Origin of the sequence: Streptomyces sp. NPDC093094 (genome assembly GCF_044754345.1) — a bacterium.
In the GTDB taxonomy this organism is placed as follows: domain Bacteria; phylum Actinomycetota; class Actinomycetes; order Streptomycetales; family Streptomycetaceae; genus Streptomyces.
The window spans coordinates 302853-318056 of sequence record NZ_JBIVOX010000003.1 but is presented as its reverse complement, the minus strand read 5'-3'; the positions used below and the strand labels follow the sequence as shown (position 1 = coordinate 318056).

Here is a 15204-nt window from a genome sequence, read left to right as displayed (position 1 = left end):
CATGTCCTCATCCCTGGAGCGGCTCTCCGCCGGCGCGCTGCGCTGGCTGGACGGGAACCTGGAGTTCTTCGACCCGTTCTCGGCGAGCGGCCGGCCGGCGACCCACGCGAAGGCGAAGGCCGCGCTGGAACTGGCGCTGCTCTGCCACTGCGCGGCACGCCTCCCGGACCCGCCGGACACACTGGACGGGGCGACGGCCCTCGTCCGCAAGCTCTGGCAGGACCCCGGCCTCCCGCGGCTGTTCGAGGACGTCCCGAAGCACGCGTCCGCGTACCGGCTGATCTACGCCGCGCTGGCCCCCGACGCGATCGACGGCACCCAGGTCCGGGCGGCGCTCGCCCGGCTGGAACCCGGGTTCCTCACACCGCGGGACAAGTCCCCCTACCAGCGCATCGAGATCCGCCACTACGCGGACAAGGCCGGTGTCCGCCACACCGTCGAGCCGTACGCCGAACTGCTCCCGCACAGCCCGCTCGTCGCGTTCCGTGCCGCCGGGCCCGGGGACGGGACGACCCAGGACGGGGCTCCGCTGACCGGTCCTCAGGCGTACGCACTGACGCACACCGGCTTCTACCTCAGCGACTTCGGACAGACCTGGCCCGGTCTCGGCGGAGGCGCGCTGACGCACGCGCGGGACCTGGTCCGCCGGATGCTGTGCCACTGTGTCGAGCACGACCGGTGGGACCTGGCGGCGGAGCTGGTCCTCACCCAGTTCGTCCTGGGCTGCGAGCCGCTGGACACGTCCGAGGGCGCCGCCGCCGTGGACCGCCTGATACGGGTCCAGCGGTCCGACGGGGCGATCCCGGGGAGGTCCGCGGCGCTCGAGGCGCCCGCGTCGGCCTCGCCCGGGGAGTTCTTCCGGAAGGCGTACCACACGACCCTGGTCACCGCCCTCATGGCGCTGGTCGTCTCGTCCCCGAGGCCCTCATGACCTGGCGTCCGGTGCTGATCAACCGCGACTACACCCGGCTCTGGTTCGGCCAGGCCGTGTCGTCGGTGGGCGACGCGGTCTTCAGCACGACCCTGGTGCTGTGGGTGGCGACCGTGCTGGCGAAGGACGAGCCGTGGGCGCCGATGGCGGTCGGCGGGATCCTGATGGCGTCGAGCGTGGCCGTGCTGGTCGTCGGACCGCTCGCGGGCGTGTTCGTCGACCGGTGGGACAAGCGCGCCACGATGCTGCGCACCGAGGTGGTCCGGGGGGTGCTGGTGGCCGTGCCGGCCGCCGTCGCCTTTCTGCCGGCCGGGGCGCTGGCGGACGGGGCCTGGCTGGCCCTGGTCTACACGACCGTCCTGCTGCTGCACTCGGCGGGCCAGTTCTTCGCCCCGGCGCGCTTCGCGGTCCTCGCGGACCTGGTGACCGGGGAGGCCGACCGCGCCCGCGCGGCGGGCATCGCGCAGGCGACCGGTGAGACGGCCTGGATCGTCGGACCGCCTCTCGCCGCACCGCTGCTGTTCACCGCAGGTCTCCAGTGGGCCCTGCTCTTCAACGGCCTGACGTACGTGGTGTCGTACCTCGCGATCCGCGCCCTGCGCGTACCGGCGCAGGACGCGGCGGGAGAGCCCGCCGCGCGGCGGCGGGCCGGTCTGCGCCGGGAGTTCGTGGACGGACTGAGGTTCTTCGCGGGCAGCAGGTTCCTGGTCGCGCTGCTGGTGCTCGCCGTGATCGGCCAGTTCGGGGTCGGCGCCCTGAGCACCCTCAACGTCTTCTTCACCACCGACAACCTCCACGCGGACGCCCATCTCTACGGATACCTCGGCATGGCGATGGGGGCGGGCGGGATCGCGGGCGCGCTCGGCGGCGGCCGGGTGGTGCAGTGGCTCGGAGCGCGCCGGACGACCTGGCTCGGTCTGCTGGTGAGCGGTGTGCTGCTGGTGGCCTACTCCCGGCAGACCGGCTTCCTCGGCGGCGTCGCCCTGCTCTTCGTCTTCACCGTTCCGCTCACCGTGCTGAACACCGCGATGTCGCCGCTGCTGCTCGCGGCGGCGCCGCCGGACTACCGGGGCCGGGTGATGGCGGTGTTCTACCCGGTGACGAAGCTGGCCTCGATGCTGTCCGCGGTCCTGTCCGGCTGGCTCGCCGGCTCCGTGCTGCGAGGCGTCGACGGCTCTCTGGGCGGCTTCCGCTTCGGCCCCGTCGACACCGTCTTCGCCGTGTCGGGGCTGGTCGTCGTGGCGGCCGGGGTCTTCGCCTGGGCCGCCCTGCCCGCCACGCGGGACGCCGTCACGGCGGCGGACGCTCCCCCTTCCAGGATCCGTGCGTTCATCCGCGTCCGGCCCGCCGGACGCCGTCACCCGAGGAGGACGACCGTGCCCGAGAACACGCACCCCGGCACCGGCCCGGAGCCGGCCGAGAACGACGACATCGAGGTCGTCGCCCACAGCGACGACGACGAGGAGCTCTCCGCCTGTGTCGTCAACCGCTCCAACGAGCTCTGACACGGCGACGGACGAGGGAGGATCGCGTGACTCCGCAGGACCGGCGCCACCCGGACGCGCAGCGGCAGGACGTCGTCGAGGAACTGCACGGGCTGCGCGTCGCGGACCCGTACCGCTGGCTGGAGGACGCCGGGTCCGCCGCGACGCTCCGCTGGGGTGCCGGGCAGGACGCGCTCTACGAGGCGGAACGGGCCTCCTGGCAGGACCTGGGGCGCTGGGAGGCGCAGGTCGCGGCGGTCGAGGCCGTCGACCGCGCCCGGTCCCCCGAGATCCGCGGCGACCGGCTCTTCTGGCTGCGCCAGGACGCGGGCCGGGAACATCCCGTGCTGATGGTGGCGCAGGCCGGCGGCGAGGAGCGGGTGCTGCTGGATCCCGCGGCCCTCGACCCGTCGGGACGCACCGTGCTCGACGCCTGGGAACCCTCGGTGGAAGGTGATCTGCTGGCCTTCCAGGTGTCCCGGAACGGCACGGAGGACTCGCTGCTCCAGGTGATCGACGTGGCCGGCGGGAAGGTCGTCGACGGGCCCGTGGACCGGGTGCGGAAGTCGTCGATCGGCTGGCTGCCCGGCGGCGAGGCGTTCTACTACGTCAGGAACCTCGACCCCCGCGACCACCCCGGTGAGGCGCGCTACCACCGCCGGGTCTATCTGCACCGGGTGGGGACGGACCCGGGGACGGACGCCCTCGTCTTCGGCGAGGGGCGGGACAGGACCCAGTTCTACAGCGTCTCGGTGACCGCGGACGGCCGCTGGCTGGGCGTCACGGCCACGCTCGGCACCGGCCGCGGCACCGACCTGTATCTGGCCGACCTGCGTGCCGGGCCGCCGGAGCGGCCGCGGCTGCGGCCGGTCCAGGAGGGCATGACGGCCGCCACCCGCCTCAGGGCGGTCCCCGGTACGGGGCCCCGGGACCAGGTGTGGCTGCGGACCGACCGCGACGCCCCCCGCGGGCGCGTCGTCGCGTGCCGGCCGGCCGAACTGCACCTGGGTCCCGGCGCCTGGCGGGAGGTGGTGCCCGAGCGGCCCGACGCGGTGCTGACCCACCTGGTCGTGCTGTCCGGCCCGGAGCTGAAGCATCCGCTCGGCCTGGTCGCCTGGACCCGTGACACGGTGGCCGAGGTGACCGTGCACGACCTGGTGGAGGGGCGGCGGATCGCCACCGTCCCGCTGCCGGGCACCGGCGCCGTCGGCGACTTCTCGGCCACGCCCGGCGGTCACGACGCCTACTTCGCCTACACCGACTTCGTGACACCGCCGCGGGTGCTCCGCCTCGACGCGCGCACGGGCGAGGTGACGCGCTGGGAGCGCGACGCGCCCGACGCCCCGGGGACCGGCGGGGCGGTCACCCGCCAGGTCGCCTTCCCCTCCCGCGACGGCACGACGGTGCGGATGTTCGTCATCTCCCCCACCGGCCGCCCGGACGTGCCGCGTCCGGCGCTGCTCACCGGGTACGGCGGCTTCGGCCGGACGATGTCGCCCCGGTACCGGGCCCAGGTGCTGGCCTGGGTCAGGGCCGGCGGGGTGTTCGCCTGGGCGGGGCTGCGCGGCGGGGGCGAGGAGGGCGAGGCATGGCATCTGGCCGGCAGCGGGAAGGACAAGCAGAACACCTTCGACGACTTCGCCGCCGCGGGCGACCGGCTGATCGAGGAGGGCTGGACCGCGCCGGGCCGGCTCGCCTGCACGGGCGGCTCCAACGGCGGGCTGCTGGTCGGCGCCGCCCTGACCCAGCAGCCGGGCAAGTACGCGGCCGTGGTGTGCAGTTCGCCGCTGCTGGACATGGTCCGTTACGAACTGTCCGGGCTCGGGCCCAGCTGGACGCCCGAGTACGGCAGCGCACGGGATCCCGCGATGCTGCCGACGCTGCACGGCTACTCCCCCTATCACCGCGTCACCCCCGGGACCGCCTATCCTGCGGTGCTGCTGACCGCCGCGGACGGCGACACCAGAACCGACCCGCTGCACGCCCGCAAGATGTGCGCGGCGCTCCAGCACGCCTCGACCGGCGCCGGGCCGGTGCTGCTGCGGCTGGAGCGGGGCGTCGGCCACGCGGACCGGTCCGCGTCCCGTGCGGCGGCCCTTCAGGCGGAGTGCCTCGCCTTCCTGGCACGGCACGTGGGCCTGCCGGCCCCGGAGGGTCCCGGCCCGGCCGTCCCCTGAGGCCGGGGAGGCCGACAGCGGCCGCGCCGGTCAGCCCTGGACCGGCGCGGGCTCGGCGGACCGGACGCAGCGCGCGTACAGCCGTATCAGATGCGGCAGTTCGTACCGGGCGGCGTGCGCGGTGACCTCTCCGCAGGGCGAGGTCACCATGCCGGCCTCGATGAGTTCCTCCACCACCCGTACGGCGTGCCGCTCGTCGCAGCCGAGGGCCTCGGCCGCCTCGGTCAGGCCGAACGGGCCGTCCCCGGTGCCCAGGGCCAGCCGGTTCGCGTCCCGGCCGCACTCCTCGGGCAGCGCCGCCCAGCCGCGGGCGAGCCACCGCCGCACGGACACGTCCCCGGAGGTCAGTTCGTCCAGCGCCCCAACGGGGTCGGTGAGCCGGTCGGCGAACTCCCGCAGCGGCACATGGCGCAGGACAGCGAGCCGCATCCCGCTCACCCTGACCGCCAGGGGCGACCCGCCGCAGGCACGCACGATCCGCAGCGCGGCCTCCCGGTCGGCCCGCACCCGGCCCGGGCCGACCAGCCCTGCGAGCAGTTGCAGGGCCTCGGCGGTGCCGAGCGGCGGGAGGGGCAGCCGGTGCACGGGGGCCAGTCCGCCCAGCTGGCCGCGTGCGGTGAGCAGCACTCTGCCCTGCCCGCCGTACGGGAGCAGCGGCCGTACGGCGCTCTCGTCGGGCACGTCGTCCAGGATCACCAGCGCGCGATGCCTCGCCAGCCATTCCCGCCACTCCTGCGCCCCCGGCGGCCCGGCCCTGCCGGTGAGTCCCGCGGTCTCGGCGAGTACGGCGGACAGCGGCCGGGGCCGGCCGTCCGCGTCCCGCAGGGAGAGGCACAGCCGCCCGTCGGGGAACCGGCCGCCGAGCAGACGGGCGGCGCGCACGGCCAGCGTGGTCTTCCCGGACCCGGCCGGGCCGGACAGCAGCACGACGCCGCCGGCGCCGTCGTCCGCCAGCAGGTCCAGGAGGTCGTGCAGTTCCTCGCCGTGGCCGGTCAGGTCGGCGAGGTCGGGCGGCAGCGCGGCCGTGGCCGGACATCGGCCCGGGCCGGGCGGTGCCTTCGGCGGGCCGGCGTCCGGTTCCGCTCCCGCCCGCTCCTCGCCCGCGAGGACCGCCCGGTAGCGGGCCGCCATCGCGCCGCTCGGCTCCAGTCCCAGTTCCCGGGCGAGAAGCTGCCGGTAGTCGTCGTACACCGCGAGCGCCTCGGCCCGCCGGCCGGACGCGCTCAGCGCGCACATCCAGGCGGACCGCAGCCGCTCCCGCAGCGGATGCCGTTCCACCAGGTCGCGCAGCCCCTCGACCACCGCCGACGCGCCGCCCAGCCGCAGCTCCGCCTCCGCCCAGGTCTCGTACGCCGTGAGACGGCGCAGTTCCAGCCGTTCGGCCTCCTCGGCCAGCCGGGGCGAGCGCCGCAGGTCGTCGCCCAGCGGTGCCCCCTCCCACAGGTCGAGTGCCTGGCGCAGCAGCCGGGCGGCCTCGCGGGGCTGCTGCCCCTCGGCGGCCCGTACCAGGGCGCGGAACCGCAGCAGGTCGAGCTCGTCCTCGGTCGCGCGCAGCACATAGCCGGCGCCCGTGTGGGAGAGCCGGGGGCGGCCCGGGTCGCCGTCCGCGAGCAGGGCGCGCAGGGCACTGACGTACACCTGGAGGTTCTTCCGGGCGGTGCGAGGGGGTTCCTCGGGCCACACCGCGTCGGTCAGGGCGTCCACGGAGACCGGGCTGTTGGCGGAGCTGAGCAGCGCGGCCAGCACGACGCGCTGCTTCAGCGGGCCGAGGGGCAGCGGGCGGCCGTCCCCGTGCACGGCGAGCGGGCCGAGGACGGAGAACCGGAGCGTGCCGGGCGACGCTGCGGGCGGTGACACGGCGGGCTGCGCGGACGGACGCGGCATCGAGCGGACCTCCGTGGGGGCGAAGGGAATCGGTCGCTCGATGATCCGCCGCGTCCGTCCTGCCCCGCATCGGTGCCGGTCCCGCAGACTCCTCCCGCCGGCGGGGGTGTTCTGGGGGTCCGGACCCCCGTACCGGGGGCCGGACCCCCATGAAGACGGAACCGGCCCCCACCCACGGCCGCCATGCCGCACCCTTCCGGCCCGGGGAGGTCCCTTCTGCCGTGACCAGGGGGGCGCGGGAGCCTCGCCGGACCCACTGGGACGAAAACCCTGCGACACGGCCACCGGGGTACGGACGCTCCACCGGGGCGAGAACCCTTCGCCGGAACCACCGGGGCGCGGAACCTCCTCCAGGACCGCATGGATACAGGCGCTCCACCGGGGCCGCGGGGGCGGGGGCGCCGTACCGGGATCACCGGAGCGCGGGCCCTTCATCGGGGCCGCCGAGGTGAGGGCGCCGTGTCCCGGCCGCCGGGCAAGGACCTTCTGTCCGGGCCGTGGTGGTGCGGGCGCTCCACCGGACCGGCGGGGCGCGGGCCCTTCACCGGGACCGGCGGGGCGCGGGCCCTTCACCGGGGCCGCCGAGGTGAGGGCGCCGTGCCCCGGCCGCCGGGGGCGGGGGCCTGTGCCGGGACCGGATGGGTTCGGGCTCTTTCCGGGCCGCAGGGGCGGGGTCCTCAGCCCCGGCTACAGGGGCGAGGGGGCCGTGGCCGCGGTGCCGGATGTCTCCCGGCCCTGCGGCGCCTGCTCGTCCGCCCTCCGCGCGGACAGCGCGCACAGCTCCGAGCGGCCGGTGCTGCCGGTCTTGGTCATCAGGCTCGCCATGTGCTTCTCCACCGTCCGCGGCGAGATGCACAGCCGCCGGGCGATCTGCTGGTTGCCGGGCCGCTCCGCGAGCAGCACGAACACCTCGTACTCGCGCGGGGTGACGCCCACCGCGCGCAGCTCCGCGGGGATCCGCTCACGGCCGCCGCGGCGCTGCGGGACGCTGACGCCCGCCTGTCTCAGCAGGGCCCGGCAGGCCCCGGCGACCGGCTGGACGCCCGCCTCGTGGAAGTACTCCTCGGCGGTGCGCAGCCAGGCGACCGGCTCGCCCCAGGAGTCGTCGAGGGCTCCCTCGGCGGTCAGCCGCAGGGCGAGGTGCCACGCCTGCGGGAACGCCCCCGCCGCCCGGCCGGCCTCCCGCACGGCACGCCGCGCGCCCGCCTCGTCGCCCGCCCGGCCGCGCAGCAGCGCGTCCGCCAGGCCGAGGAACATCCGGTTCCAGGCCAGTTGCCCGCCCGGCGAGGCCAGCGCCTCCCGGTACGCCCGCGGGCCGCCGTCGTCGCGGGCGAGGATCCGCAGCAGGGGGCGCAGCCCGTAGCGGCCGCTGAGGTAGAAGAAGCTGGGGTGCTCCCGCTCCCAGGCCGAGGCCGCGTCGAGCTCCGCGGCCGCCCGCTCCCGGTCCTCGGCCATCAACGCGCCCACGGCCTGGCACAGTCCGCGCTGCAGGGGCACCAGCATCGACTCCTCGCCGCCCGCCCGGCGGAACCGCGCGAGGGCCCGTTCCTGCTCGCGGGCCCGTCCCCGGTGGGCGGCGAGCGTGGCGTCGACGAGGAGCAGATAGCGGTGTGCCGACAGGTTCCCCAGACGGGCGCTGGCCTCCACGGACCGCTCGACGGTCTCCCGGGCGCGGTCCCAGTGGCCGGCCAGGACCCCCTGCATGGCGAGCAGTCCGTCGGTGGTCTGGAGCAGGGCGAGCGAGCCGAGTTCGTGCGCCGCCGCCCGGGCGGACTCCAGCTGGGCCGCCTCGCCGGTCCGCATGAACGCGTTGGTGCCGAGCCGCACCAGTGCCTCGGCCCGGCACACCGCGAGCCGGTGCCGGTCGGCGACCGCCAGCATCCGCACCAGACAGGCATCGGCCTCGTCGAACCCGCGCTCGCGGGACAGCAGCGCCAGCAGCTGCCAGGCCCGGCAGGCCACCACGGGCCGGCCGCGTTCCTCCGCGGTGAGCGCGGCACGCCGGGCGGAACGTTCCGCCTCCTTCAGCCGCTCGCGGCCGCCCGGGCCGTCCTGCCCGGCCCGGGCCTCCTGGCCGTCCTCGCCGGCCCCGCCGTCCTCGCCGTCCTGATCGACCCGGCCGTCCTGATCCGGCAGCAGCAGGAGATGCCCCTCGACCACGACCAGCGCCGCCTCCTGTTCCGGACGCAGCGGCGTCCCGAGCAGGGCGCGGGCCGCCCGGATCCGGCGGCGTGCCTCCTCCTGCTGCTCCGCCATGGTCGCGACCCATGCGACCTGCGTGTGCGCCTGCGCCCGTTCCTCCGCCGTACGGGACCCGGCGGCGGCCGGCGGCAGATCGTCGAGCAGCGCGGCCGCGACGTCCAGCCGTCCGGACTCGGCCTGGGCGATCGCCAGATGCACCGTGACCTCGTCCCGCTCCCCGTCGGGCGCGAGCCCCCGGGCGCGCTCCAGCAGCACGGCCGCCGAACCCGACGCGCCGGCATCCAGCATCTGCCGTCCGACCCGGGCGAACTGCCGGGAGGCGGTCACCTTGTCCCCGGCCGCCAGCCGGAGCGTCGCCACCAACTGACGCTGCTCGCCGGACAGTTCGACGGCGGACTCCTCGACGGCCGTGGCCGCGCGACGGGCCAGCGCGGCCTGTTCGGCGGGCGGCAGCGAGGCCCTGAGCGCGTCGGCCGTCAGGACGTGGCGGAAGGTGTAGTGGTCGTGCGCCGCCCCGTCCGGGGCGATGATCCCGGCCTCCGAGGCCGACCTCAGATGGGCGAACAGCGCCCGGTCGTCGAACCCGGTCACGGCCGCGAGCGCCTCGACGGAGAACCGGCCGCCGAGCGTGGCCGCGACGAGCAGCAGCTCGCGCACGGGTTCGTCGAGCCGGTCCAGCCGGCGTGCCCAGCTGCGCACCGCGCCGGTCGGCACCGGCGCCTCGCCCTGCTCGGCGAGCCGCCATCCGTCGCCCGCCCGGCTCAGCCGCCCCGTGTCCACCAGGTCGGCCAGCAGCACCTCCACCAGATAGGGGTTGCCGCCCGCCCGTCGTGCCAGATGCCGGTGGGCTGCCGGGGGCACCTCACCCGGCGCGGCACCCAGACACGCGTCCACCATGTCCCGTACGGCGTCCTCGGCCAGTGAGCCGAGCTCCCGTAACTCGGCGGTGTTGCGCAGCTCCGCCGCGAGCGCGAGATCCAGCGCGGGGCCGGGGTCGGGGCGGAGCGTGCCGACCAGCAGGACCGGCAGGTCCGCCACGTTGTCGGCGAGGTACTCGACGACCGCGATCGTCTCGGTGTCGGAGTCGTGCAGGTCCTCCAGGAGGATCACGCAGCCCCGCTCGCGGCCGAGCACGGCCAGCAGCCTGAGCAGCGCCTCGGCGAGTTCGACCAGGGAGATCGCGTAGCCGGGTGCCGCCGCGGCGGACCGCCACTCCGGCACGAGTCCGGCCAGGGCGGGCCGGTAGGGGTCGAGTTCGGGGTCGTCCGGGGCGCCGGCCGCCCGGAACCGCGAGGCCAGCGCCTCGACCAGGGGCCGGAAGGGCACCACCAGCCCGGTGGACGTGGCCCGGCCGCGCAGCACCGGCATGTCCCGGGCGTACGCGCGCAGGGCGCACTCCCCGGCCAGCCGCGACTTGCCGATCCCCGCCTCGCCGACGAGGAACACCGCCCGTCCGGCGCCCTTGCCGACACTGTCGAGGACCCCGTCCAGCAGCCCGATCTCGGCGTCCCGCCCCACGATGACCGACGACATCGCACGCATGAGCGCAGGCTACTTGATCCTTTTCGCACATGGCAGAGGGCCGGGGAACCCCCCGGCCTCCGCCTCCTCCGTCAAGACGTCATCTCCGACACGTCGCCGGACGACGTGCCCGTCCTTCTCTCAGGCCAGGGTGATGGTGCCGGTGGTGAAGGGCAGGTCTATCGAGGCCGCCGTGTCGAGTTCGGCCGTCCTGAGCAGCCGGCTGCGCAGCCCCAGCGCGCCGCCCGCGCCGAGTGTCACCTCCCCCACCGGGTGCTCCTGGGCCGCGGTCCTCGCGCCCGCCCCGCCGTCGACGTACAGCACCGAGTCAGTGATCTGCATGGTCCCTCGCTCGTCCTTCGTGTCCGCAGGAGTGGTGGTCGTGCCGGGTCGTGCGGTGGTGCGGTGGTGCGGCATGAGATGTGCGGTGGTACGGCATCAGGTGTGCGGTGGGCGTGGTGGTGCGGCCGGGACCCGAGGCGCGTCCCGGCGCCGGCTCGTTCGTGGTGCCGGCTCGTTCGTGGTGCCGGGCCGGGCGCTAGGGCGTCGCCGCCGGGTCGGTCCCGTGGCCGGGCGTGCGCAGGAGGAGCAGGGACGGCACGCGTTCCGGGAAGCCCGCGCGGAGGAGGCCGTGGCCGATCCCCGCCAGGCCGGTCAGCATGCCGGGGTGCGGGACGCCGCCCGGGGCGCCGCTGCGGGCGCCGGACTCCTCGGCGGACGCCAGCAGTGCTCCTGCCCTGCGGACCCAGTGACGGCGTGCCTCCGGGAGCGCGCCGTGCGCCAGCAGCTCGCACAGTCCGGCCTCGCCGTGGCAGAGGCTGTCGTCCGGAGCCGGCCGCGACCGGCCCAGTTCCCCGGCCCTCTCCCGGGCCCAGGCCGCGAGGCACGGATCGTCCAGGGCACCCGGCGCGTCCAGCACCGCGAGCACGACCCCGGCGCTCCCCCGGCACCAGGCGGAGTCCCGGGCTCCGTCATCGGACCCGGCGCCCGCCGTGCGGGAGACCGCGTCCGGCGCCCGGGAGACCGTGCCCGCCGTCGGGTGCCCGTCCGCCGCCGTGCCGCCGCCCGCACCGGCCGCCCTGCGGGAGCCCTCCTCGGCCGCGCCGCGGAGGTCCCCGCCGGCCGCCGCCCGCAGCGCGGACAGCCCCGCGGTCCGGTAGCGCTCGGCGGCCTCCGCGCCCGCCCCGGTGGCGGTCTCCGTGTCCGCGAAGCGCATCAGCGCCCAGCCGGCGCCGGCGGCCCCGTTCGTGAAGGACCGCCCGAGGGAGGTGAGGTCGGCGGCGGCCAGCCGGTCCGCGCAGGCCCGTGCGGCCTGCCGGTTCTCCCGCTCCCCGCCGGGGCCGGCCCGGCGCGCTGCCAGCAGGACGGCCAGCCCTCCGGCGGCACCTGTGGCCAGACCGTGGTCGCTCTCCGAGCGGGTCGCCTCGGCGGCCAGCCGCAGCGCGCCGGACCCCCATGAGCGGATGTCCGGGTCGTCCAGCAGCCGGGCCGTCTCGGCGAGGGCGTACGCGATGCCGCCGAGGCCGGAGAAGGCCCCGGAGCCCACCGCACCGAGGTCGGCGGGCCTGGCGGCCAGCGCGTCGAGCAGCGCGGGCACCGGCGCCAGGGCGGTGCGGGCCGCCTCCGCGTAGTGTCCCGCTCCGGTGAGGTCCGCCAGCTGGGCCAGGAACAGGGCCGGTCCGGTGTAGCCGCCGGCCAGGTCGGCGGCCATGGGGCCGATCCGCCAGTAGCGGTCGTCGAGGAGCTCCAGGCCGATCCAGTTGCTGCGGGGGCCCTCGCGGTAGGCGCGGGAGACCAGCCGGTCACCGATCGACCGGGCCGCCGACAGCAGCCGCTCCGGCTCCGGGGCGAGCTCAGCGGTCCGGGGCCGGCGGCCCTCGGCGGGCCGGTGCGCGGGTTCACGGGAGGCGGTCGCCATCGCGGCCCGTACGATCCACTCCTGGTCCTGCCGGTCGACCGTGTCCAGGGCGGCGAGCTTCGCCGTGACGCGCTCGATCCCCGGCAGACCGGTGCTCCCGACCGGCGGCTCCCCCGCGCCCCGGAGCCGGTCGCCGCCCGGCCGGGCGGTGAACAACGGCACGTCCCCGGACCAGAGCTGGGCGATCTCCTCCTCCACCGCGCCGGGTTCGGGGACCGCGCCGAACCGGCCGGTGCGCAGCGTCGCGAGAACCCGCTGCCGTTCGCCCGCGTCCTTCAGCAGATCGGGATGGGTCGTCTCGTCGAGGAGCATGCTGTACACCCAGGTGGGGCGCAGCACGACCCGCACCTCGTCCTCGGCAAAGGCGGTCAACGGGCCCGGTCCGGCGAGCAGTTCGTCCCAGGCCCCGCTGATCGCCGAGTACGCGGCGCGGAACCCCGCACACAGCGCCTCGACGTGGTCCCCCGGTTCGACGGGCGTGCCGTCCGCGAGCCACGGCCGGTTGGCGGAGTCGCCGAACCTCCCGGCCCTGCGCACCAGGCGCATCCGGTCGGTACCGGCGTCGGCCCAGTCCGCCCGGTCCACGGGGGAGGCCGCCGCACGGCCGCCGCCGACCGCGGAGACGTCCAGGGCGCTGTCGTCACCGACCAGCAGCTGGGGCAGCAGTCCGACGCGGTACACCGAGTCGTGCAGGGCACGGGCGGCGGGATCCTCCGTGACGGCACCGGGCAGCGGCGGGTGGAACAGGGTCTCCACGTCGACCAGCACCGGGTGGGCGCCGGCGGCGATCAGGTTCTCGTGGTGCAGGTCGGTCCCGTCGAGCAGGTGCAGCAGCGCCAGCAGGGCGCCCTGGCGGCGGTAGAAGGTCTCCACCTCGGCGCCGGAGGCGCAGGGCCGCGCCTCGACGAACTCCACCCATCCGTAGGCGCCCCGGTCGAGCAGTTCCAGGGTGCGCAGGTCCACGGAGCCGGGCAGCCGGCCGAACCAGGCGACGAGATCGTTGAAGTGACGGTGCGCGGCGAGCGGCCGCGGCTTGTACACGAGCCTCGTCCCGTCGGCGAAGCGCAGCAGCATCACGCTGCGGCCGCCCCGGTGCCGGTCGCCCGCGCCGGGCTCGACCCCCACGAGCGGCCCCGGATCCCGGCCGGACTCCCCCAGCAGTCCGGCGGTGAGCCGGGCGCGGTCGTGCGCGAGCCGCTCCAGCGCCTCCGCCGTCGCGTCCGCCGCGTCGAGTGCCGTCCGTCCCAGGATCCGTGCCAGCACCGGCCGTCCGGCCAGCAGGTCCGTCAGACCGCGCCGGGCGGCGACCCGTCCGAGGAAGTGCCGGAACCTGGCCCGGGGGTCGTCCCCGTCGAGCCGCCCCGCGGTGCGCGCCTCGTGCAGTTCCAGCACCAGGGTGCGCGCCGCCGCCCGGGCCAGTGCGGCGCCGAGCTGCCGCTCCAGGTCGCCCCGTACCGCGGCCAGGTCCACGAGGCGTCGTGCCGGGGCCGACAGGCTCCGCTCCAGCCGCTCCCCGGCCAGGAGGGTGAACGGCCGCAGCACCCACGCGAACCCGCTCAGCCCCGGAAAGTCCCGCTCGGGCGCCACGGTCTCCTCGGGCGCGGCCTGCGACGCCTCCTCGGCGAACGCGGCCCAGTCCGGCCGCTCGTGCTCCGCGTCCGCGCGGACCAGCCCGGCCTCCCACCACCGCCCGGTCTCCGGCAGCGCGGCCGTGGCCCGCCCCTGTCCGGTCTCCGCCGCCATCGTCCCTCCCCCGCCGTCCGGCCCGCCCTCACCGACAGGGCCGATCCTCGTACGGCGGGCGCCGGCGCCGCATGGGGGAGAACCCCCCATGTTTACGGGTCCTCGCGAGTCCCTGTCCCGTCGAGCCTCGTGAGACGTCCCGCCCGGGGGCCAACCCCCCTGTCGTGGTGGGGCGAAGCCTCGGGTGCACAGGGTGGCTGGCAGGCTTTCCGAGGTCGTGGGGCCGTTCCGAGAATGACCGGCATGACGATTACTCCCGACGCCTCCGCCGGAACACGCCGCTCCGGCGTCGGCACCGGCTCGCCCTCAGGTGCCGGCAGCGACTTCGCCGTGCTGGCACGACGCGTGACCGAGGCGGGGCTGCTCCGGCGGCGCCCCGGCTACTACACCGTGCGGCTCGGTCTCGTGATGGGCTCGTTCGCCACCGGCTGGGCGGCGTTCTTCGCCCTCGGCGACAGCTGGTGGCAACTGGCCGTGGCGGCCTTCCTGGCCCTGGTGTTCGGACAGGTCGCCCTGGTGGCGCACGATCTGGCGCACCGCCAGGTCTTCCGCCGGCGCCGGCACAGCGAGATCTGGGGACGGCTGTTCGGCAATCTCGGCATCGGCATGAGCTACGGCTGGTGGATGAACAAGCACACGCGCCACCACGCCCATCCCAACCACGAGGAACTCGACCCCGACGTCGCCCCGGACATCCTGGTGTGGTCGGCCGGGCAGGCCCGCTCCAGCCGGGGCCCGGCCCGCCTCGTCGGAGGTCACCAGGCGCTGCTGTTCTTCCCGCTGCTGACGCTGGAGGGGTTCAACCTGCACGTGGCGAGTGTCCGGGCGCTGCGTTCCTCCTCCATGAAGAACCGGCTGCTGGAGGGTGTCCTGCTCCTGCTGCACCTCGCCGCCTTCTTCTCCGCGCTGTTCCTGGTGCTCCCGCCGGGCAAGGCGGTGGCGTTCGTCGCCGTGAACCAGTGCCTGTTCGGTGTCTACCTGGGCTGCACCTTCGCTCCCAACCACAAGGGCATGCCGACGCTCACCGGTGACCAGGAGCTCGACTTCCTGCGGCGCCAGGTGCTGACGTCCCGCAACGTGCGCGGCGGCCGGTTCACCGATGTGATGCTGGGCGGTCTGAACCACCAGATCGAGCACCACCTGTTCCCGAGCATGCCGGCGGTGCATCTGCGCCGGGCCCGGCCGATCGTGCGGCAGTACTGCGCCGAGATCGGGGTGCCGTACCACGAGACCGGGTTGCTCCGGTCCTACCGCGAGGCCCTGACGCACCTGCACCGTGTGGGTGAGCCGATCAGGCGGCAGCGCGCGGCGTGACGCCCCGGGCTCCATGGCGGCGCGTCCCGC

At 75.9% G+C, this 15204-nt stretch carries 8 protein-coding genes; 4 read left to right on the top strand and 4 right to left on the bottom strand.

Annotation, left to right across the window (positions count from 1 at the left end; translation table 11 throughout):
- Window position 1 precedes the first annotated feature (1 nt).
- From ACIQGV_RS07490 to ACIQGV_RS07480, 3 genes are read left to right on the top strand one after another with little or no spacing between them, the layout of a single operon-like run.
- A complete protein-coding gene (locus tag ACIQGV_RS07490; protein ID WP_402491840.1) occupies window positions 2-931 on the top strand; it encodes a DUF6895 family protein in 930 nt (309 codons plus the stop codon).
- The gene (locus tag ACIQGV_RS07485) at window positions 928-2436 is read left to right on the top strand and encodes an MFS transporter (protein ID WP_402491838.1); all 1509 of its coding nucleotides are present in this window, start codon (window positions 928-930) and stop codon (window positions 2434-2436) included. The genes ACIQGV_RS07490 and ACIQGV_RS07485 overlap by 4 nt, the downstream gene beginning before the upstream one ends.
- Window positions 2437-2462: 26 nt before the next feature.
- Window positions 2463-4592, top strand: coding sequence for a prolyl oligopeptidase family protein (locus tag ACIQGV_RS07480; protein ID WP_402491836.1), 2130 nt, complete (start codon window positions 2463-2465; stop codon window positions 4590-4592).
- A 30-nt stretch (window positions 4593-4622) separates the two neighbouring features.
- Here ACIQGV_RS07480 and ACIQGV_RS07475 read toward each other — a convergent pair whose 3' ends face one another.
- From ACIQGV_RS07475 to ACIQGV_RS07460, 4 genes are all read right to left on the bottom strand, one after another.
- Entirely contained in the window at window positions 4623-6476 is a 1854-nt protein-coding gene (locus ACIQGV_RS07475; protein WP_402491833.1) for a BTAD domain-containing putative transcriptional regulator, read from the bottom strand.
- Window positions 6477-7163: 687 nt separating this feature from the next.
- Entirely contained in the window at window positions 7164-10220 is a 3057-nt protein-coding gene (locus ACIQGV_RS07470; RefSeq protein WP_402491831.1) for an AAA family ATPase, read from the bottom strand.
- A 120-nt stretch (window positions 10221-10340) separates the two neighbouring features.
- Window positions 10341-10541, bottom strand: coding sequence for a hypothetical protein (locus ACIQGV_RS07465; protein WP_402491828.1), 201 nt, complete (start codon window positions 10539-10541; stop codon window positions 10341-10343).
- Window positions 10542-10737: 196 nt separating this feature from the next.
- Window positions 10738-13860, bottom strand: coding sequence for a type 2 lanthipeptide synthetase LanM family protein (locus tag ACIQGV_RS07460; RefSeq protein ID WP_402491825.1), 3123 nt, complete (start codon window positions 13858-13860; stop codon window positions 10738-10740).
- 243 nt (window positions 13861-14103) lie between these two features.
- Between ACIQGV_RS07460 and ACIQGV_RS07455 the strand changes: the two genes are divergently transcribed.
- Window positions 14104-15174 (top strand): fatty acid desaturase family protein, encoded by a 1071-nt coding sequence (locus ACIQGV_RS07455; RefSeq protein ID WP_402491823.1) that lies wholly within the window; start codon window positions 14104-14106, stop codon window positions 15172-15174.
- Window positions 15175-15204 lie beyond the last annotated feature (30 nt).

Coding starts and splice junctions, on each gene's coding strand:
- ACIQGV_RS07485 (WP_402491838.1), top strand. CDS start 928: ATGACCTGGCGTCCGGTGCTGATCAACCGCGACTACACCCGGCTCTGG.
- ACIQGV_RS07490 (WP_402491840.1), top strand. CDS start 2: ATGTCCTCATCCCTGGAGCGGCTCTCCGCCGGCGCGCTGCGCTGGCTG.
- ACIQGV_RS07465 (WP_402491828.1), bottom strand. CDS start 10,541: ATGCAGATCACTGACTCGGTGCTGTACGTCGACGGCGGGGCGGGCGCG.
- ACIQGV_RS07455 (WP_402491823.1), top strand. CDS start 14,104: ATGACGATTACTCCCGACGCCTCCGCCGGAACACGCCGCTCCGGCGTC.
- ACIQGV_RS07470 (WP_402491831.1), bottom strand. CDS start 10,220: ATGCGTGCGATGTCGTCGGTCATCGTGGGGCGGGACGCCGAGATCGGG.
- ACIQGV_RS07460 (WP_402491825.1), bottom strand. CDS start 13,860: ATGGCGGCGGAGACCGGACAGGGGCGGGCCACGGCCGCGCTGCCGGAG.
- ACIQGV_RS07475 (WP_402491833.1), bottom strand. CDS start 6,476: ATGCCGCGTCCGTCCGCGCAGCCCGCCGTGTCACCGCCCGCAGCGTCG.